General features: G+C 58.0%; 13 protein-coding genes and 1 tRNA gene. 9 read left to right on the plus strand and 5 right to left on the minus strand.

Going from position 1 to position 20,108, the window contains the following annotated elements; translation table 11 throughout:
- Positions 1-444: 444 nt before the first annotated feature.
- Positions 445-3,930, plus strand: a complete 3,486-nt coding sequence (locus tag HN018_RS01460) for a glycosyltransferase (RefSeq protein ID WP_171836175.1) — start codon at positions 445-447, stop codon at positions 3,928-3,930.
- A gap of 64 nt (positions 3,931-3,994) precedes the next feature.
- Complete coding sequence (locus HN018_RS01465; protein ID WP_171836174.1) at positions 3,995-4,879, plus strand: hypothetical protein; 885 nt, start codon at positions 3,995-3,997, stop codon at positions 4,877-4,879.
- A gap of 201 nt (positions 4,880-5,080) precedes the next feature.
- Here the strand turns inward: HN018_RS01465 and HN018_RS01470 are convergent, their stop codons facing one another.
- Together HN018_RS01470 and HN018_RS01475 are read right to left on the minus strand one after the other, a co-directional pair.
- Positions 5,081-6,727, minus strand: coding sequence for a glycosyltransferase 61 family protein (locus HN018_RS01470; RefSeq protein WP_171836173.1), 1,647 nt, complete (start codon positions 6,725-6,727; stop codon positions 5,081-5,083).
- Positions 6,728-6,841: 114 nt separating this feature from the next.
- Positions 6,842-10,240: a glycosyltransferase family 2 protein gene (locus HN018_RS01475; RefSeq protein ID WP_171836172.1), complete on the minus strand. Its 3,399-nt coding sequence runs from the start codon at positions 10,238-10,240 to the stop codon at positions 6,842-6,844.
- Between the two features lie 655 nt (positions 10,241-10,895).
- Here HN018_RS01475 and HN018_RS01480 point away from each other — a divergent pair.
- The 4 genes from HN018_RS01480 to HN018_RS01495 are packed head-to-tail and all read left to right on the plus strand — an operon-like array spanning position 10,896 to position 14,721.
- On the plus strand, positions 10,896-12,017 hold the full coding sequence (locus HN018_RS01480) for a hypothetical protein (RefSeq protein ID WP_171836171.1): 1,122 nt from the start codon (positions 10,896-10,898) through the stop codon (positions 12,015-12,017).
- 45 nt (positions 12,018-12,062) lie between these two features.
- On the plus strand, positions 12,063-12,914 hold the full coding sequence (gene kdsA, locus HN018_RS01485) for a 3-deoxy-8-phosphooctulonate synthase (RefSeq protein ID WP_171836170.1): 852 nt from the start codon (positions 12,063-12,065) through the stop codon (positions 12,912-12,914).
- On the plus strand, positions 12,911-13,678 hold the full coding sequence (locus HN018_RS01490) for a 3-deoxy-manno-octulosonate cytidylyltransferase (protein ID WP_171836169.1): 768 nt from the start codon (positions 12,911-12,913) through the stop codon (positions 13,676-13,678). Before kdsA ends, HN018_RS01490 begins: the two co-directional genes overlap by 4 nt.
- 8 nt (positions 13,679-13,686) lie before the next feature.
- Positions 13,687-14,721: a KpsF/GutQ family sugar-phosphate isomerase gene (locus tag HN018_RS01495; protein WP_239478923.1), complete on the plus strand. Its 1,035-nt coding sequence runs from the start codon at positions 13,687-13,689 to the stop codon at positions 14,719-14,721.
- Between the two features lie 322 nt (positions 14,722-15,043).
- Here the strand turns inward: HN018_RS01495 and HN018_RS01500 are convergent, their stop codons facing one another.
- Both HN018_RS01500 and HN018_RS01505 read right to left on the minus strand, forming a co-directional pair.
- Positions 15,044-15,325 (minus strand): hypothetical protein, encoded by a 282-nt coding sequence (locus tag HN018_RS01500; RefSeq protein WP_171836168.1) that lies wholly within the window; start codon positions 15,323-15,325, stop codon positions 15,044-15,046.
- Between the two features lie 500 nt (positions 15,326-15,825).
- A tRNA-Ala gene (locus HN018_RS01505) sits at positions 15,826-15,901 on the minus strand.
- 146 nt (positions 15,902-16,047) lie between these two features.
- Here HN018_RS01505 and HN018_RS01510 point away from each other — a divergent pair.
- From HN018_RS01510 to HN018_RS01520, 3 genes are all read left to right on the plus strand, one after another.
- Positions 16,048-16,368: a YggT family protein gene (locus HN018_RS01510; protein WP_239478925.1), complete on the plus strand. Its 321-nt coding sequence runs from the start codon at positions 16,048-16,050 to the stop codon at positions 16,366-16,368.
- On the plus strand, positions 16,365-17,348 hold the full coding sequence (locus HN018_RS01515; protein WP_171836166.1) for a glycosyltransferase: 984 nt from the start codon (positions 16,365-16,367) through the stop codon (positions 17,346-17,348). The genes HN018_RS01510 and HN018_RS01515 overlap by 4 nt, the downstream gene beginning before the upstream one ends.
- Positions 17,349-17,530: 182 nt before the next feature.
- On the plus strand, positions 17,531-18,964 hold the full coding sequence (locus tag HN018_RS01520; protein ID WP_171836165.1) for an FAD/NAD(P)-binding protein: 1,434 nt from the start codon (positions 17,531-17,533) through the stop codon (positions 18,962-18,964).
- Between the two features lie 51 nt (positions 18,965-19,015).
- Here HN018_RS01520 and HN018_RS01525 read toward each other — a convergent pair whose 3' ends face one another.
- Positions 19,016-20,035 carry an MlaA family lipoprotein gene (locus tag HN018_RS01525; protein ID WP_171836164.1) on the minus strand — a complete coding sequence of 340 codons (1,020 nt, stop codon included), beginning with the start codon at positions 20,033-20,035 and terminating at the stop codon, positions 19,016-19,018.
- Between the last annotated feature and the right edge of the window lie 73 nt (positions 20,036-20,108).

The raw sequence follows: 20,108 nt of genomic DNA on the forward strand, positions 1-20,108 counted from the left end.
GTCTTCCGAGACAGCTCTATTGGCCTTACGAGTCTGTACATGAAAACGCCAAAAGAATACTGAAGACAGACCTACTGTGGATTTAAGTGATGAGTCAAGTAGCCGACTACTGGCAAGATGTTGCGGTCAGTGCGTTCGAGGCGATGTCGTCCGGTTATAAGACAGCATCTCAGACTATTAATTCTCAGGCAGTGAGTGGAACTTCAGTGAGTGAAATTATTCGTCCGAGAAACGCCTTATCACTAGCTTCGGATCGACTCAGATATCAAGTAAGCGGACGTTACGTGAGTAGGGGAGCCAGAAAACTTTCGTCGTATATTTCCTATAAAAGAAAATCAACACGATAAGGTTAATATCCTTCTTAGATTGGGAACGGCTGTTTACCCGACTCTTCAATGTCGGTCTGTAAACCGTCGCTGACAGATCGGCTTATTGCAAATGACTATGACCCAAAGCCTATTGGTTCTGTTCGTAAAAAACGAGGAGGAAAATATCCTTGAATGGTTGTGCCACCATGCAGAAATAGGCTTTGACCAAATTCTGGTTCTTGATAATCAATCGGTGGATAAAACCGCTATGGTTGTCGAGAAAGCGGCTTATTTCCTTCCAGTGAGTTATATGTTGTGGAAGGACGATATGCATCTGAGCGCCGGCTTGAACAAGCAGGGCGCCGCCTATGACTACTGTATGCATAAATACCGTTCCACTATCGAGTGGTTATGCTTTCTTGATGCCGATGAATTTCTTATTCCACCACCAGGCGGTCATTTACATGAACTACTTGACCAAATGTCCTTCAGTTGGTGTTTCTCAATAAACTGGATGACCTTTGGTTCGTCAAACCTCGAAGCCGCTGGCGGACGGTTGGTAATGGAAGCCTTTACGCAACGCGGCGATCAAAACGACCCTGTCAACGGACATGTCAAAACTTTCTTCCGGCCTAGCCGAGCTCTACAAATTATAAATCCACATTATGTCGATGTCGGCGGCCCGGTGTTTAACTTAAACGGAGAGCCCATCCGGTGGACAATTGAAGGGGTTACCCATCCGGAAGACATCCTCCATACCGGATGGCGTATTCATCACTATATAATCCGCAGCCGTGAGCACTGGGTCCGGCGGATGTCTAGAAAGCAGCCCGACGGTCATGCACGGGGATGGCACACTTTTTCTGAATACGATCAGAACGATATCATAGATCTCTACGCTTACTCTTCCGCTCGAACTGTCTGGGATCGACTGACTACCCAGGGGTATACTTATTTTCCGGTCTCGCAAAATTCTGAGGACGTCATCGCAAGCATAAATCATGTGGCCAAACTCTCATCTATCATCTGTTTCATTGATGAAGTGTCAGCGAGCAGCTTACGGGGTTGGGCCCATGAACCGGGTGGGGACAAGCCAGTAACGCTGCAACTGCTCATTGACGATGTGCTGGTTACCAGTTTCACCTCAGACTTGACCCGGCGCGACGTGAAAGCTTCTGATATCAATAAGGAATTTGTCGGCTTCATATGCCGCATACCTTCGAAATATCTCGACAACGTGGAGCACCTACTGTCGTTAAGGGACGAGGACGGCAACGTCATCACATTCAAAGCGGAAGGCCATCAGAGGGAGAGTTTGGCATTTCGCCATATGTTCACGCCTCAATTAATAGGTCAGCTCGACGAGACGGAGCAGGCATCTATCCGGGGGTGGGCGGCAATCGCCCGAGACACTGAACTGCAAAACTTTGAGACCCGCTGCCATCTGCTTGTTCAGTCTGGCCATCGACCAGTCGCCAGCATTGTTGCTGACCTTCCTCGCCCCGATGTCGCGGCCGCTCATAGCATTGAAGGAAGATGCGGCTTCTCGTTCTTGATCCCACACGACTTGCGCGACGGGACTAAGCAGATTTTTCGGGTCTTCGTGATGCCAGAAATGATTGAGCTTCTCGGAAGTCCGGTAACTATCGACACTAGCTTGAATGACGATGCCGAACGAATCGTGCGTCTGGCCAAACTCGTCGACCAGATGACACGCTACATAAGCAAGACGATGGCGGACGATACCTTCCTCAAGAGCCGGATGCAGGAGGCGGCGGCTCTAGCAGAGGCGATTATCCCGAGTCGCGCGCTAAGTATCATCAACTATATTCCCTGGTTCTATCGGCACCATCAAGCGATGTCCCAAAAGGTTCGAGCTACGCGACACGGACCGCTCATCTCTGTAGTCTGTCCAGTTTACCAACCAGCCTTGCACCATTTCCGTGCTGCTATTCAGTCGGTCTTGGATCAAACTTATAAAAACTTCGAGTTGATTCTTCATGATGACGGCGGTCAAAGCCAGGAGGCGATTGATATGATGATGGCCATGGCCGCCCTGGATAATCGTATACGAGTTACCTTGACCGCCGAAAACAAGGGAATATCGGATGCTACAAATCGTTGCATAAATATAGCGCGCGGAGATTGGATTGCGTTCTTCGATCATGATGACCTTCTAGTCGATTGTGCACTTGATAGAATGATTTCTAGCATTAAACCTGACGTCTCGATCTTGTATTCGGATGAGGACAAGATTGACGATGACGGCTGTTTGTTCGATCCCGCTCTTAAGCCGGACTGGAACTACCGCTACCTATTAGGCGTCAACTATATCAATCACTTAACTATCATTCGCACGGATCTCGTTCGAAAGGTCGGCGGACTGCGCTCGGAGTTCGATGGCGCTCAAGATCACGATTTACTACTTCGCTGTGTGGAGCAGATTGAGGCGAACCGTATTGTCCATGTCCCCGAGGTCCTGTATCATTGGCGTGCCACGTCAACGTCGACTGCGGCTTCGGTGTCAACCAAGCCATACGTTGTCGCGGCTGGTGTGAAAGCTGTTTCGTCGCATCTCGGCCGGCGGAACGTCCCCGTAAGCGTGGAAAGTCACCCAGGGCACAGCCTTTACAGAGTCACGGTGACCCCGATATTCAAAGCCTCGGTCGCCGTTATTATACCTTTCCGAGATCAGATCGGGTCCACAGAGCGCTGCGTTACGCAAGTAATAAAACATACCACGAACCACAACCTTACTATTGTTCTTATCAACAACAATTCTAGTAGCGCCGAGGCCACCATATTTATTAAACAGATGCGAAGCCATAAGAATGTTATAATAATAGATTACGAACAAGAATTTAATTACTCTAAGATTAACAACCTTGCTGTAGAAACTACAGAATCAGACTATATTGTTTTCATGAATAACGATTTATTCGTGAATGATGACGATTGGTTGGACACCATGCTGCAGGAGATCCTTATCGACGATACAGTGGGCGCGGTTGGGGGCAAGTTCCTTTACCAAAACCGAACTGTGCAACACTGTGGGGTCATCATCGGTTTTGGCGGCGTCGCCGGACACGCATTTACCCATGAATCCGAGTTCTTTCCGGGCTATGGAGCAAGAGCATGGCTTGCGCATCAAGTCTCGGCCGTTACCGCAGCTTGTATGCTCGTCCGTCGCAAGGTGTTCGTGGAGACGGGGGGATTTGACGAGAAGTCCTTAGTGATCGCCTTCAACGACATAGACCTATGTCTCAAGATCACCAAGCTAGGATATAAGATTATCGTCACCCCGGATTTCGTGGCTGAGCACCACGAGTCATTAAGTCGCGGTCTGGAAGATACCCCTGAGAAGGTCTTAAGGTTCAATCGGGAAGCCTCGCTCATGAAGCGGCGCTGGGGTAATCGCCTACGGCGAGATCCGTTTTATCACCCAGCGTTTGCCCTGACGGGCAGACCTTTCTTCGATCTCGTGGCCCCGACAACAGAAGTATCGCTGCCGAACTCTCATCAGCGGAAGGAGAAGGTCCCCACCGCCATCGTTTTGCAAGAGACCCGGGCGCTCAAGCGGCCCAAGAAGGCTCTCATGACCGCAGCAGGTCCCGTTCGCTAGAAGGGATAGGTGCCGTCGCTGTTGGCTGCATTAGAAACAACGACAACAGGGGTGATACTGCCGGATGGTGCACAAGCTCTCAGCGTCCCCATTGCTCAGCCGCCGACGAATGATCCAACTCGGGTTTGTGGCGGCGGCGCACGTAACGGTGCCTATTTCTGCAGCCGTCGCCAGTAACAGCCCCCTCATCGCTTTGGGGGGCGTTCCGGGCTTCGCCGCCTTTGCCTACCCCGCGAGCACGGAAAACTTTCGCTCGGATGCAAGAGCCAAGCTCTACATTCATAATAGCGCCTGGGAGGGCCTTGATCCAAGGATACGCGTTCGCGTTCTCCGCACGTTTGCCAACAACGGCCGCGTTGATGTCGAGCTTGGCCAGTGGCCACACCCGGATGGGTGGTTCCGTGATGGTTGGTCAAAACTTTACGGACTATATGGCATCAGGCCAGGCCGAGCGCACATCAACGTGAGATCTTGGCCAGAATGGGCTGCTTTTGCTAAGGCCGCGAGGTCAGTGGGCTTCGAATCCGTATCACCGATATTCTCGCCTAATCATGGTCAATACGAATTGGGGGAATTCAGGACGTCGAACTGGGACCTAGTTAGGACGGCCGCAGCGGCCGGTGGTGGAATCACAACTGACAGCCCCGTCGATTTCTACCTTTCACAACCCGAAGCCTATAGACAGTTTCTCGCCGACGAATTGCATTGGGCTCGTGACCAAGGTCTCTGGACCGCCTTCATCGTTTCACCTGGCCACTCAGATGCCCTTTTTCTTGAAAAGCTAAAGCTTCAAATGGAAGACCTGAGATTCAGAGGAACGCACCCGCATGAGTACATTATAGAGAATTACAACTTACATCCTACGGTGTACGAGGCCGTTCTTGTGCAAACCGGTCATTTACAGGGCTCCCTTAACGAAGCAGCCACGTGGCTTATGGCTCACTCGTGACGGAACTCCTGCCGTTACCCGGCAGGCTTCCTTACTAAGCCGGCGTTGCGCTATAACGAATTGCCCAACCACTCGAGAGAAATGGGCAAAATTTGGATCACGGGACCTTTCGGCAACTATTCGCGTAAACGGATCAAACTCCGCTAAAATGCAGCCAGCCGCTGCGCTGTCTTGCGGAGCGACCTGATGATGGATTGTTGATTAGACTGTTCCCCCCCGGAACCAGACTTGCAACTTTTTGTGAAGAGGCGCGTCTCGGCCAATGGCCGGCTTGACGGGCTCGAAGCTTGGAACCAGCGCTACCGGGCGTTTTACAGGTGTTGATGCTGCATAAATTGCCACCTGATCGAAATGCATGTGGTTCCGCTTCAGCAGCGAGATCTTCACAAAACGAGCCGCAATTGGAATCTCGGGTAGAATCTGCAAAGGACCGCCTTCCAAGCCACCGAACGGCTCGTCGTCCTCGCGTCGGTAAATTTCGTGATAGAGGACGTCATCGTTGGATGCACTTACAATCAGGTGTGACGCACGCTCCTGGAGGCGATCGGAGCGATTGAAGATCCTGATCTCCTGGATATCGGTTACCTTCTCCAGATCCACCTTCCACCATGGGTCGGCGTCAAAGGAAGTGTGGAATGCAAAGCCTCCTGTGCAAAGTCCGCTGACGGCTTTGCCTGCTGTTTCGGCATTGGTCATCCTGAATGAGTGCGGGCTGGTGGAACTGGCCGAGGCAGGCTTGCCGAGGGCCACGTTAACCGTATCCGGCAAGCTTGGCGTCAATGCTTCGTCATATCCCAGCTTCAGTGGAGTGCTGGACGATCTGGAGGCTGCTACATCCATGGCGCGGAGGAGATCTTCGGCGACCTGTTCTGGGCGCTCCATATGGTAGACAGTCGCGAACTCGTTAGTCTTATGCTCGGTAACGCCAAAACGTGGGTAAAGATAGTCTGTTTGGTGGTCGCCAGCCTTGTCTACTAGGAGTTGGTTGCTTAAGACCTGACTGCGATAGGCCAGGATGAGCATCCTACGTTTTCGAGTGAAACTCGCAGTATGAAATGCGGAACCTGTCAGTCCGGCTATGCAATCCCGTTCTGAAAACAACCGGATCTGCTGTCCGAGTGTCATCTGCTCTGGGAACACCACGTCTACGCCGTGGTGGGTCATGATGTTAGCGATCACCTCCTCGTTCTCCAACAAGGCGACGCCGCCATTCAAGGCGAACTTTGCAATATATGCGGGCGTGCTGCGACCAGTAGGAAGTATCGACGCGGTGAGATTGATTCCTGTTTCAACACAAAGCTTTGAATAGGCTGCATGAACAAAATTTGTCTCCTCGAAGCTTGGGCCAGGAATGATCAAATCCTTTATCCATGTGGGTCTAGGGAAAGTAATGCAGTCAGCAGTCGAATACCCGGCTGCCTCGAGAAGTGTATTGATGTACGGGTGTTTGTCGAGGTCGGGCAGAGCGTAAGTGACAAGGCGAAACTTCTTTGATTTGAAGTGTCGTAATGCCCACAGTCGCGAGAAGGTCGCGAGGAGGAAATGGCCGTAGTGGGCATGGACCGGGCCGATATAGTAATAGTCCCCTTCCGGGGCGACATCCGCTTTCTCAGGCCAGTCTTCACCGAGTGACAGTTGCGCATTGATGACAGCAGGCGCGGGTCCTCGGAAGTAGCCGGAATTGACAATCATCTTCCTACTTTTATCGTAGACGGCCCAAATCTTTGGATAGAAAAGCGCTGTACACTTTTGGATGACGGGATCATCGAGAAAATACTCGGCATTCCCGTTTAAAAATTCGCAACGCTGGATCGAGCTTTCACGAAGTAGAACTTTTGATAGGGTCATGATTTCATTTCCGTCGGCAAGATGTGGTCTTTAGCACAGGAGGTATATCACTGGCCATAAACCCATGGAACTTTTGATCAGATGTCAATGTTTCCCCGTTGATTAGAGGAGAAATCAGATATGTCTGCTGGAGGAATGGACGAACGGCTTCAGATCGAAAAATGGAACTCCATTGAGTGCGAAATTCGGGTTGTAGAAAGGATCTGTCGTGATCTTGCCCCCCCACCGGTTGATCATGACGTTACCTTCCGTCCTGAATCGTTCGACCTTTTCGGGGGTGTCCTCGAAGCCCCGGCTTATGGACTCACGGTGCTCAGCCACAAAGTCTGGGCTCATCAGGATACGATAGCCGACGGCCGATGCGCGCATACAGAGATCGACATCATTGAAAGCGACAGCAAGGTGCTTCTCGTCGAAGCCCCCTATTTCGTGGAAGACTTTGGATCGAACCAGCATGCATGCGGCTGTTACTGCCGAGACCTCATGGGTGACGATACCTCGGGCTCCGTAACCTGATGATGTTGAAAGGGTGTGGCTGAAGGCGTGACCGGCGACGCCCCCGACGCCTAGTATGATGCCCCCATGCTGGATCGTCCGGTCTGGATAGACAAACTTCCCACCAACGATAGCAACTGTGTCATCGGCATCGGCTTCCCCAATCAAAATATCGAGCCAGTCATCTTGTTCAATAAACAGGTCGTTGTTCATGAAGACAAAAAAATCGCTACAACAGGTTTTCGCTGCAAGATTGTTGAGACGTGAGTAGTTAAACTCCTCATCGACCGACATTACTCGAACGTGTGGGTTTTTAGACACTATCGAAAGGTATTGTTGTGTATCACACGTGACGGAACGGTTGTCGACCAGAACGATCTCCAAGCCGGACAACTTCGTATGCTGAAGAATGCGTTCAACGCAAAGCTTGGTTAGATCGGCTTGGTCTTTAAACGGAATGATAATGGAAGTCCGATACTTTGGTATCACGTCCCACTGCACCCTGTATCGTGTTGTCCCGTCGATCGCGGTGACTCTCCCGTCTCGTTGGGTCCGTCTTAGATGTGCGGCGATGGCTGCAACGCCAGCTTCTGCTGCATAGGATTTTGTTGAACCGAGCAGAGCCGTCGAATTTTCAGCTTTACGCCAGTGGTAAAGCACTTCAGGGACATGAACAATTTGATCTGCTGTAAAGACTTCCGCAGCACGTAGCAGAAAATCGTGGTCTTGCGCTCCGTTGTAGTGAGTTGACAGTAATCCAATTCTGGAAAGAGCGGATCTCTTGACCATGGTTAGATGGTTAATGTAATTTACCGAAAGCAGATAACGGTAGTTCCATTGCGGCTTGAACATGGGTTCAGAGAAGAATCCATACTGGTCCACCTTATCTTCGTCGGAGTATATAATGCTTACGCGGCGCGTAGTTTCATGCGCTAACATTCTTTCTAGTGCGATGTCGACTAGGATGTCGTCATGGTCGAAGAATGCGATCCAGACGCCCTTTGCCTTCCTAAGACCAGCGTTGGTTGCTTCGGATATACCTAAGTTAGTGCCATTTTTAATCACCCTAACTCGTCGGTCTGATTGGAGATAACCGTTGATGACTTCAGTTAGGGCGAGCTGATTGCTGCCGTCATCAATGAGGATAAGTTCGAGATTCTCGTGAGTCTGTGTTAGCACGGAGTCGACCGCGATCCGAAAGTCCTCGATGGTAGGTTGGAAAACCGGGCAAATTACAGATACAAGAGGTCCGGTCTTGTGTTTTCCTTTCGAAGCCGTTTGCCTGAGATGCCGAAGGTGCTGTCTAAACCATGGATCGTATCGGTCAGTGGTGAATCCTTCTCTCGGCATTAGCTTTTCAAGAATGCTTCGAACGATGCGTAGTTCGCTTTTTACGATCTCGTAGTCCATGTTCTGGATCGTGTCGGCCAATCTCTCTACCCGTTCGATCAGGGAGATGACTTGACCAGCTTTGTCATCTCGATGCTCTATGGTTGCGATGAGTGGACTTCCAATTAACTCGATGCGCTCGGGCATCAGGAAAAATCGGAATTCTTTCGGAGCTGTACTACAGTAATCCAACGGAAGTGGCAGGTTGAAGCCACATCGGCTGTTGCACATCAGGCTCGCCGCTACGTCCGGTCGTGGGCGGTCGGCTCGGACCACGGCGATTTCCTGGTTATCAGCGACGACCATTACGTCGCAGCTTGTGATAAGATCGCCATCTAGGGATCGACGACACGTCACCCATCCCCGTAGCATGCTTTGCTGCGGAGCATCTACACAGCTATGGACTTCGGTTGTGAATCTGAACTTAAAATCTAGGTGGGTGTGGCGCGTGTCGTTGGCCAAGATGGTCACTGGAAGCCCGTTGGCATCCCGGAACGACAGCACATGATCATCATCGTCTATGTATTCGTTCGGTATCGTTATTGAAAATCCAACCTCCAGACTTTTGACAGAAGCGTTCTGAATGTCTGGTCGCGGAGTATTGCATGTAACAAAACGGCAGTGCTGATTGTCCACGAACATGTCTAACACTGTAGGGGCAACCTGATTCGGAACCATTGCCCATCCCCGTAGCTCATTGATACTGAAAGTATTGATGACGCATAGGACGGGTGATGTTAATGAAGTGCGTTCTATTGAGGTTGTCTGGTCGGGTTCTGTTAGCTGTTCGCTTGACGGGACCGAAAGATAGACTTTTCCGAGAGCAGCTAATCGCCCATGCGCCAGTCTCGCGGAGGAGAGGGCGCTCAAGTCGACGATGTCATTTCTGTCGTAGTCCTTGAACTTGTTCCACTCTCGAGCCTCTCCACCCGGCTGCCGGCGTCGAACACGTTGTTCCCAGTGAGTCTGGCTTCGAATTATGTAGTGGTGCAGGCGCCAATCACCCTGAATAACTTGGTCCGGGCGGGTTACCCCCGGTAATGACCAATCAATGACCTTTCCCCAAATATCGAGAGCAGGGCGTGTGGTTTCAACGAAATGTGGGTTGACGACCGCTTTTGCGTCGGTTGTTCGGAAGAACATTTTAACGTGCCGGTTGATATCGAAGTCATTGGGCGCACGGTGGGTAAAGGCCTCCATCACCAGTCTCGAGGCGCTTGATTTTAATCCGGAGGATCCGAAGACCTGCCAGTTGAGCGCAAAGGCCGAAGCTTCTTCAAATCGCTGCAGCAGATTTAGAATTGTATCGCCCGGTGGCGGGATTAGAAACTCATCGGCGTCGAGAAAGCACATCCAGTCGAACTCTGATCTGAAATCCGAGATACAGGCTGCATAGGCTGCTCCTTGCTTTGTCAATCCCTCAACCGAACGCTCGTGGTCGCCCCACCTGATGTGGTCGATTGGTAGATGACGCGCCAACTCGGTAACGACCACCGCAGTCTCATCTGTTGACTGGTTATCGAATACGACAATGCGATCAAACCCTAGGCCAGCGTGGTGAACAAGCCACTCGGCGATGTCCTGTTGCTCGTTTTTAACAATAAGTCCGAGCAAACTCTTGCTGCGCATGAAGTATCCGTCCCAAAACAGTTCGTTTTATATGACTTTCCGCGGTCGAAAATCATTAATTTATTTCAAGCGTAACCCGCTCTGGCCGCCTTTGCTCTAAGTCACGATAGGCGGTAACAGCCGATTACCTTTTTGAAAAATGTATCACGATCGTACATATACCCTCGCTGATACTGAAGCCAGCCATCCGTAAGCTATATATAAAACATTAAAACGTCTAAATATCTGCATCACTTAGACGTTGTGCTTCATTGCTATATCAAAGGTAGAAACGGAGTAAGGATTGGATGCACGTGTCGGCACACGGATTGAGGCGGGCTGCATGCGTTACGCCTTGTGGCCATGTCATCCTTCGGTGATAGTCTGACAGGTGTGAAGAACGGGCGTGAGGTAACAACCTTCATTCGCCCGATGGGCGGCTTAAAGCGAAGTTTGAACTGCCCCGAAACTCTAAACGGTGGGCTTCCGGACGATAGCGGATCAAGACAGCCGGCATTGTGTTGGTGCTTTAGGGCTTGTCCCTTACGGCGGCGATAATCTCGCCCAGGTCTTTGTTCCATGAAACAGATTTGAGTTTTGATTTATCCCTTTCGAAACAATCGTTAGTGGCCCGGCAGCAAGCATGATGCAGATTTCCCCGTTTATAGGAGCACCGATGACCGCCGTGACGATGAGAGGCGCAATCGACCGGCTCGATAGCGAAGGCGCTATCGGCTGGCTTTACGGGGCGGACTACACGTCACCTCCCCTGATCAGGGCGTTTTTGCATCATGATCTGATCGGCGAGGGCTTTGCAGATGTGCACAGGCCCGATCTCGAGAATGTCGGTTTCGGTGACGGCCGCTGCGGCTTCGACATCCGCTTCGACCGCCCGATCGACCCCAGCTATCTCTCCTTCATCACCGTCAAGCCGCAGAACGTCGATCTGCTATTGTCGGCACCGGTTGGTAGTGCTGCCTACCTGGACCTGGTGAACGCTGTCCTGGTCGGTTTTCCCAGCACCGGCCGCACCCGTTCCGTTCTCGGCGGCCTCTGGACCGACCGCACCGATGCGCCGCAACTGCTGGCCGGCCGCATTGCCGTCGGCGCTTGCGCGGCCGAGCTGCAATCCGTCATGCAGGAGCTGATCCTCAACGGCTACGTGGTGCTGCACAACGCCCTGTCGCCCGCCGGCGTCGGCAGCAAGGACCTCGCCAACATCAAGGTGGCCACCGCCCCGCGCTCCCGGGACGGCGAGGGCGACGGCCGCCTCAAGACCGCGCTCACCGGCCTGGCCGGGTTGCTGTTCCGCGAGCCGGTCGTGCGCCTGCTGCGTGCGGTGTTCGACGACCATCCGGTGGCCTACCGCCTGGACAGCCTGAGCGGCGACGACCGGTTCGCGCAGATGTCGGCGCTCGGTGACCTGCCGTCGCCGGGCGAGTGCGTAGGAATCTATGTCGGCCATCCGGCCGCGCCGATCCGGATCGACATGCTTCGCGACAGCCACGAACTACCCGAGTTCGGCCCGAGCGGACGCTCGCGCTGGACCGTCGGCGGTGCCGACGAGCTCGGCCACTTCGCCGCCGAGGCTGGCCTGTCGGTCGAGAGCATCAAGCTCGACGCGCAGGACATGGCCATCGTCGGCCCGGGCCTCATCCATCGCGTGGTCGCCGGCCGCGATGCACCGGCCCTGCGCGCGGTCGTCGCCCCCCGCCGCGTGACCCCGCAGCGCTTCCTGAGCGGCGAGGGCAACTGGGTGGAATCCGGGCATGTCTCCGGCGCCCGTATCCGGATATAGTCCCTAGCCTGCGGTTGTCGTAACCGGCAACGAGGAGGCCAGACCATGTCCATCAGCGCCCCGAACCAAACCGTCACCGTCGGCAAGGTGGTGTTCGGCAACGCACTGCCGTTGTCGCTCATCGCCGGTCCCTGCCAGATCGAGAGCAGGGACCACGCCTTCGAGTGCGCCCACGCCCTCAAGGAGATCACCAGCCGGCTCGGCATCGGCTTCGTGTTCAAGAGCTCGTACGACAAGGCGAATCGCACCAGCGGGTCCGGCACCCGCGGTGTTGGGCTGGCGGCGGCCGTGCAGATCTTTGCCGATATCGGCGCCGAGTTGCAGGTCCCGCTCCTGACCGACGTGCACGAGTGCCAGCACTGCGCCATCGTCGGCGAAGTGGTCGACATCCTGCAGATCCCGGCCTTCCTGTGCCGGCAGACCGACCTGCTGATCGCCGCCGCCGAGACGGGGAGGGTGGTCAACGTCAAGAAGGGCCAGTTCCTCGCCCCGTGGGACATGCGCAACGTGATCGCCAAGGTCACCGGCGCCGGCAATCCCAACGTCATGGCGACCGAGCGCGGCGCCTCGTTCGGCTACAACACCCTGGTCTCCGACTTCCGGTCCCTGCCGATCATGGCCGGCTTCGGCGCGCCGGTGATTTTCGACGCCACCCATTCCGTGCAGCAGCCCGGCGGCCAGGGCACCAGTTCCGGCGGCCAGCGTGAGTTCGTGTCCGTGCTGGCGCGCGCCGCCGTCGCGGTCGGCGTGGCCGGCCTGTTCATCGAGACCCATCCCGATCCCGACAACGCTCCGTCCGACGGCCCCAACATGATCGCGCTGCGCGATTTCGAGGCCCTGATCCGCAACCTCATGCGCTACGACCAGGTCACCAAGTCGGCCCCGAGCCTCGCATGAATCCGGTCATCGTCATCCCGGCGCGGCTGGGCTCGACCCGGCTGCCGCTGAAGCCACTGGCCCTCATCGGCGGGGAGGCGATGATCGTCCATGTCTGGCGCCGCGCGATGGAAACCGAACTCGGCCCGGTCATTGTCGCGGTCGATCATCCCGACATCGCGGAGGCGATCGGCAACGCCGGCGGCCGCGCCATCCTGACCCGGACCGACCACCCGTCCGGCACCGACCGCATCGCCGAGGCTCTTTCCCTGGCCGACCCGGACCGCCTGCATGACGTGGTGATCAACATCCAGGGCGACCTGCCCACGGTGGCGCCGCATGTCACCCGCCTGACCGCCGCCCTGCTGGACCATCCGGAGGTGATGCTGGCGACCCCGGTCGCGCTGATCACCGATCCGCATGAATTGGCCGCGCCGAGCGTCGTGAAGATGGTTGGCACGCCGATCGGCCCGGACCGGTTCCGCGCCCTCTATTTCACCCGCGCCCAGGCCCCCTGGGGCGACGGCCCGCTCTATCATCATATCGGCCTCTATGCCTGGCGCAGAAGCGCGTTCGAGCGGTTCGTCTCGCTTCCTCCGTCGGTGCTCGAACTGCGGGAAAAACTCGAGCAGTTGCGCGCCCTGGAAGCCGGCATGCGGATCGACGCCGTGCTGGTGGACGACGTGCCGCTGGGCGTGGACACGCCGGCCGATCTGGCGCGCGCGCGTTCCATCCTCGACCGGTCCGCAGCGCCGCCGGACCTGCACGCGACGGCGGTTGCATGATGTCGGTCGTGTCCAGCATTCCCAAGGCCGACCGGCCCGCCAACTCCGCTGTTGCTGCGCCGCCGGCCACTGCCGCGATCGCCGCCGCGTCTGCCAGTGTCGGCCGCACTCTCGAGATCGAGCAGCGCGGATTGGCATCCGTGCATCGGGCACTCGCCGACGGCCTCGCGGAAGCATTTGCCGGCGCGGCCGAGATCATCGAGCGCGCGACCGGCAACGTGATCGTCACCGGAATGGGCAAGTCCGGCCACGTGGGCCGCAAGATTGCCGCGACGCTGTCCTCGACCGGCACACCCAGCCACTACGTGCATCCGGTCGAGGCCAGCCACGGCGATCTCGGCGTTTTGCGCGACACCGACGTGGTGCTGGCGATCTCCTGGTCCGGCGAAACCGCCGAGCTTGCCGATATCGTGGAATACACCCGCCGCTTCGGGGTGCCGCTGGTGGCACTCACCTCCCGGCCCGACAGCGCGCTGGGGCGTGCCGCCGATATCGGGCTGTTCCTGCCGGCGTCCGAGGAGGCCTGCCCGAACGGCCTGGCGCCGACCACCTCGACCACGATGCAGCTCGCCGCCGGCGATGCGCTGGCGATCCTGCTGCTGGAACGGCGCGGCTTCACCGCGACCGACTTCAACCGCTACCACCCGGGCGGCAAGCTCGGCCAGCGCCTGATGCAGGTGCGGCGTCTCATGCACGAGGGTGCCGACATGCCGCTGGTGACGATCTCCGCCCGCCTGTCCGACGGAATCGTCGAAATGAGCTCGAAGCGCTTCGGCATCGTCGGCGTGGTGGATCTGGAAGGCTATCTGGTCGGCGTGCTGACCGACGGCGACGTCCGCCGCGCCTTCAGCGACAGCTTCACCGATCGCCCGATCGTCGAGGTGATGGGCGCCACGCCGCAGACGGTGGGCGGGGATACACTGGCGGTGACAGTCCTGGCGCGGATGAACGAGTCTCGGATCACCAGTATCTTTGTGGTTGAGGATGGCCGGCCGGCTGGGCTGGTGCACGTTCATGATCTGCTTAGGGCTAGATTAGCGTAACTCCGAATAAGTCTTTTTCAGGTGTAATACAGGTCTTTGTCTAGGCTAAGATTCGTCAGTTCGCGAACCTGAGAGGATTATGCGAGGTTTAGTTCTACCCCAAGCTTCTTCTGCAGTCGCTCATCAAACGTTACGATCCCGTTACAGATCGCGCCGGCCATGAGTTGCCCGTAGCCCGGTGCAGGCAATCGTTTCGACCGTTCGGCGAAGTTCGTCCGCGCCGGTCGAACTTGACCTGGTTGCCTGCGCTACAACGAGCGCAGGCACATCCGCCCTCTACATATGTAAGCGGGTCAGGCCGGTAACACTTCATCTCTCCACATCAAAGGCTGATCCGCGCAGCGCCACTATTAGCCTGTTCGTGGAGACGGAGCTTACCCAGAAGAGTCTCAACCGCCTTGAGGCCTTTGTCATCGCGCCATGCCAGGGTCACGTTTTTATAAAGTGCTAATGGAACGGACCTGTTCTCGATGTACGTACTGGAGGCCTGCATCTCCATTGTGGCTGGATCAAATGTGAAGCCGGAATAACTTTTCTTCCCCTCGATCAGGATAATCAACGCACCGTCATCCAGACCACTGAGCGTCACATGTCCAAGGATCATTCATAGTTATTCCGAGGTCGATCCGATATCGGATCGACAATCAGCTTCATAACAGTATCAACCCGAACTCGCTCGATGAAGTGCAACTTGTTCCTATTCGGGAAGGCATAGATGAGGATCAAGTGTCGAGGTAGGGATATCGAGCGGCCAAACCGCGTGGTCTAACGGCTCGGCAAGCCCGGCAGGCCTGTCGCAAGGGCGGGGGGCGAAATCTGCGCCTGCGGTCATGCGCGAGGGGGACTGCCTGCTGGAAGGCTGTTGCGAGACGAGCTTCCGGCGGTGATTGATAGCCTCTGGTGGATGTCACGCTGCCTGAACCGCGTCCGGATCACGTCGCGAAGCATCAGGACGCCAGGATAATCGCAATGGCCGTGCCACCTCGAATGCTAGCCTCCGCCATGTAAAGGAGGATCAAGCCTGGACACGGGGAGCAACCGCGGGAAGCAGGAGCAGCGCGAAATGCTTATTCGACGTCGGCTCGGGGTGGCCATGCAGGGGGGTGGTGGAGCTGAGCGGGATCGAACCGCTGACCTCCTCATTGCGAACGAGGCGCTCTCCCAACTGAGCTACAGCCCCGCCGTGCAGGCCGCGGATAAATAACCGAGGCTGGGGGCAAGTCAAGGCCCATCCCCCTGCACGCCGGGTGCCGCCTTGGGTGCCGTTGCATGGCCGAACCGGGACCGTTAGTTTCGGGGCTACGACACACGTTTAAGGACCATGCCGTGATCACGGCCATCTTTGCCCTGCTCTACCTCGTCATACGTATCTACGTGGCGGTGCTGCTGATTTCCTGCCTGTTCAGCCTGCTGTTCGCATTCGGGGTTCTGGACAACCGCAATCGCCTGGTCCGCACCGTCGGCGAGTTCCTGTATCGCGCCACCGAGCCCGTGCTGGCACCGGTTCGCCGTATCCTGCCGCAGTTCGGCAATGTCGATTTGAGCCCGCTGGTGGTCCTGCTGGTCGCCCAGTACCTGCTGGTGCCGCTGCTGATCGCCGTCGAGACGGCCATCCTTACCCACTCGACGCAGCAATTCTTTTCGTGACCGGGTCGCCCGGTCCGGTTGCAACCGGGCCCGGGTCCGCCCGTCCGCGCGTCGCCGTCCTGATCCCCTGCTACAACGAGGAAGTGGCGATCGGCCAGGTGGTCCGCGACTTCCGGGCCTCGCTGCCCGGCGCGACGGTCCATGTCTATGACAACAACTCCACCGACCGCACCCGCGACGTCGCCCGCGATGCCGGTGCCGTGGTCCGGCTCGAGACGCTGCAGGGCAAGGGCCACGTGGTCCGCCGCATGTTCGCCGACATCGAAGCCGACCTCTACGTGCTGGTCGACGGCGACGGCACCTACGATGCCGATGCCGCCCCGGACCTGATCCGGCTTCTGCGCAAGGATGGGTTGGACATGGTGAACGCGGCGCGGGTGACCGACCGCACTGCCGCCTACCGTCGTGGCCACGTGCTCGGCAACCAGGTGCTGACCGGGCTGGTGAACACCATCTTCGGCAAGCGCCTGTCGGACATGCTCTCCGGCTACCGGGTGTTCTCGCGCCGCTTCGTGAAGTCGTTCCCGGCCCTGTCGTCCGGCTTCGAGACGGAAACCGAGCTCACGGTGCACGCACTCGAACTGCGCATGCCGATCGCCGAACTGCCGACCCGCTATATCGAGCGCCAGGAGGGATCGGTCTCCAAGCTGCACACCTATCGCGACGGCGTGCGCATCCTGCGGACCATCGTCATCCTGATGAAGCAGGAGCGTCCGCTGGCGTTCTTCTCGGCGATCAGCGTGATCATGCTGCTGACCGGCCTGGGGCTCGGCATACCGGTGGTGCTGCAGTTCCTGGCGACCGGTACCGTGCCGAAGCTGCCGAGCGCGGTTCTCGCCCTCGGCTTCGTGCTGATCGCCTGCCTCAGCTTCGTCTGCGGCCTGATCCTCGACAGCGTCACCCGCGGCCGCCTCGAGTTCAAGCGGCTGGCCTACCTGTCGCATCCCGCCCCGGAGTTCGATCCCGGCAACGCGTCCTGAACCGGTGGGCGGACGTCGGACCTTGTTCATTTCGGACTTCGACGCTGCAGCGTAGAATGAGAATTTCACTTTACCCGTGATAGTTATGCTGCTTGCCTCACCGGCCACGGGAGATTGATGCTCCCGGAAACAGAGGAGATGCCCTTGGATCATTTGCATCCACGCCGATCGCCCTGCTGCCCATGAGCAGTTCGACGCTTCCCGATCCGGCCTCGGCGAGTATCGCCATCGTCGGTGCGGGCTTCAGCGGCACCTTGCTGGCGCTGCATCTGCTGCAGCGCAGCCCGCCGCAGACCCGCGTGATCCTGATCGAGCGCAATGCCCAGTTCGGGCGCGGCGCCGCCTACTCGACCGGCAACTCGAGCCACCTGCTGAATGTGCCCGCCGGCAAGATGAGCGCCTTCCATTCGCGTCCGCTCGACTTCCTGCACTGGCTGCAGTCGCTGTCCGAGGCCGACCTGTGCGGCATCGTGCCGGGTCCCGGCACCTTCGTGCCGCGGCGGATGTTCGGCCGCTACATCCGCCATTTGGTCAATCTCGAGATGAAGGTGCCCGAGCACGGCGACCAGCTCGAGCTGGTCCGCGGCGACGTCACCGACATCGAGCCGAACGGCGGCGGCCTGACACTCACGCTCGATCGCAACCGGACCATCACCGCCGACCGCGCCGTGCTGGCGACCGGAAACTTCCCGCCGGCAGCCCCTCCGGTCGAGGATCCGGCCTTCTACGACAGCCCCGCCTACAAGCCCGACCCCTGGGGGCCGGACACGCTGGCCGATCTCGATCCGGACATGCCGGTGCTGCTGATCGGCACCGGCCTGACCACCATCGACACCATCGTCTCGCTGCTCGACCAGGGCCATCGCGGGCCGATCACCGCCCTGTCGCGGCGCGGCCTGATGCCGCATCGGCATGCCGCAGGCGGGGCCGGTTCGGCGCCGGAGACAGACTCCTTTCCGACCAGGCTGAACGTCCTGACCCGTGCGCTCCGCAGCAGCAGCCTGCGGCAGGCGACGATCGGCGGCAGCTGGCACGCGGTGATCGACGAACTCCGCCCGATCACCACCGAGCTGTGGCAGGCGATGTGCACCGCCGACCGGCAGCGGTTCCTGCGCCATCTGCGTCCGTGGTGGGACACCCATCGTCATCGGGTGTCGGGCCCGGTCGCCGACCGGATCGAGGCGGCGCGTGCAAGCGGCCAGCTTCGGGTCCGCGCCGGACGGATCCGCAGCTACCGCCAGGATGGTCCCGATGCCGAGGTCGAGGTGGTGTTCCGGCCCCGATTCGCCGACGAACTGGACAGCGTGACGGTCGGCCGTGTCATCAACTGCGCCGGGCCGGATGCGGATTACAGCAGGATCCGTGATCCGCTGGTGCGCAGGCTGCTGGGCAAGGGGCTGGCACGCCCGGATGCGCTCTGCCTCGGCCTGGACGTGACCACCAATTGCGCGCTGCTCGGGGCGGACGGATCGATCTCCCGCCGGCTATTTGCCGTGGGCCCGGTCACCAAGGGCACGTTCTGGGAAATGACCGCGGTTCCCGACATCCGCCAGCAGGCCGAGTTCCTGGCCGGTCAGCTGGCCGCCCTGGTCCGCCCCGGGCCGGTACTGGCCTAGGTCTCTAGACCATCAGGGTCGGCAGGCCGGGCATGACCCGGCCGCCAGCCGTCAGGGCTGCGTCTGGGATCGCCCGATCGCGCCGACGGCCGGACTGATCGACGGCGCCGGAAGGCTGCCATGCCCGGTATTGCCGCTATCCGCCGGCGGAGCCTGTCCGACCGTGTTGTTGGCGTTCGGATACCAGTCCGGCACCGTCGCGCGCCGGTCGTTCCGGACCGCGTCGACATCGGTCTGCCGGATCTGGCGATAGAGCGAGCGCTGGGTGGCATAGGGGTCCAGCGCCTGCTCGTTCAGCTTCTTGAGATCGTCGATATGCGGCGCGATGCCGTCGACCGCGGCCAGCCCGGTCGAGATCGTGTTCAGGTGGTTGATGCCGTTGAACGCGACCCAGGTGTAGGGGCTGACAATGGTGTCGACGCCGCGGCCGACGCCGTCGCGTACGCCGGAGGGGCCGAACACCGGGAGATAGAGATACGGGCCGGCGGGAATGCCCCAGAGGGCCAGTGTCGTGGCGCCCTCGGCCGAATGGTCCGGGTAGCCGATCAGCTTGGCCACATCGAACACGCCGCCGATGCCGGCAGTCGAGTTGACGATGAAGCGCACGAACGTATCGCCGGCGCGGCGCGGCTTGGTTTCCAGCACATCGTTGGCGAGCTGCACCGGCGAGGCCAGGTTGTTCAGCACGTTATGGATGCCGGTCCGCACCGGAGCCGGGAATATGTAGTTGTAGCCACGCGCCACCGGGGTCAGCACGTAGGTCAGCAGCCCGTCGTTGAAGGCGTAGAACACCCGGTTGGTCGGCTCGAGCGGGTCGTTGTTCGCCTTGTAGTCTGCCAGCGCGTCAGGGTCGCTGGCCGGCGGACGCGTCGCACAGCCGCCGACCGAGAGCGACGTTATCAGCACTGCTGCCAACGAGGCGGAAAACGGGGCAGCCGAAGCCATGCCACGTCGGCCAGGCTTCGAGCCTGTCCGTGCCGCCCGGATCAACTGCCGCATCGTGCCTCCCCAGTCTTCGCCATCGTCTTCGCCATCGTCATCGTCGCCGCGCATGCGCAGAGTCTGCCGCATGAGTAGAAGCTACCGCCGCCGCCGGGAAGAGCAGCCGGGACACAGCAACCCGTGAAGCGACACGACGCCGGTA

Origin of the sequence: Lichenicola cladoniae (genome assembly GCF_013201075.1) — a bacterium.
In the GTDB taxonomy this organism is placed as follows: domain Bacteria; phylum Pseudomonadota; class Alphaproteobacteria; order Acetobacterales; family Acetobacteraceae; genus Lichenicola; species Lichenicola cladoniae.

Bases quoted from the DNA above. Each gene is read 5' to 3' on its own strand.
- HN018_RS01460 (WP_171836175.1), top strand. From the start codon at position 445: ATGACCCAAAGCCTATTGGTTCTGTTCGTAAAAAACGAGGAGGAAAAT.
- HN018_RS01465 (WP_171836174.1), top strand. From the start codon at position 3,995: ATGGTGCACAAGCTCTCAGCGTCCCCATTGCTCAGCCGCCGACGAATG.
- HN018_RS01470 (WP_171836173.1), bottom strand. From the start codon at position 6,727: ATGACCCTATCAAAAGTTCTACTTCGTGAAAGCTCGATCCAGCGTTGC.
- HN018_RS01475 (WP_171836172.1), bottom strand. From the start codon at position 10,240: ATGCGCAGCAAGAGTTTGCTCGGACTTATTGTTAAAAACGAGCAACAG.
- HN018_RS01480 (WP_171836171.1), top strand. From the start codon at position 10,896: ATGACCGCCGTGACGATGAGAGGCGCAATCGACCGGCTCGATAGCGAA.
- kdsA (WP_171836170.1), top strand. From the start codon at position 12,063: ATGTCCATCAGCGCCCCGAACCAAACCGTCACCGTCGGCAAGGTGGTG.
- HN018_RS01490 (WP_171836169.1), top strand. From the start codon at position 12,911: ATGAATCCGGTCATCGTCATCCCGGCGCGGCTGGGCTCGACCCGGCTG.
- HN018_RS01500 (WP_171836168.1), bottom strand. From the start codon at position 15,325: ATGATCCTTGGACATGTGACGCTCAGTGGTCTGGATGACGGTGCGTTG.
- HN018_RS01520 (WP_171836165.1), top strand. From the start codon at position 17,531: ATGAGCAGTTCGACGCTTCCCGATCCGGCCTCGGCGAGTATCGCCATC.
- HN018_RS01525 (WP_171836164.1), bottom strand. From the start codon at position 20,035: ATGCGGCAGACTCTGCGCATGCGCGGCGACGATGACGATGGCGAAGAC.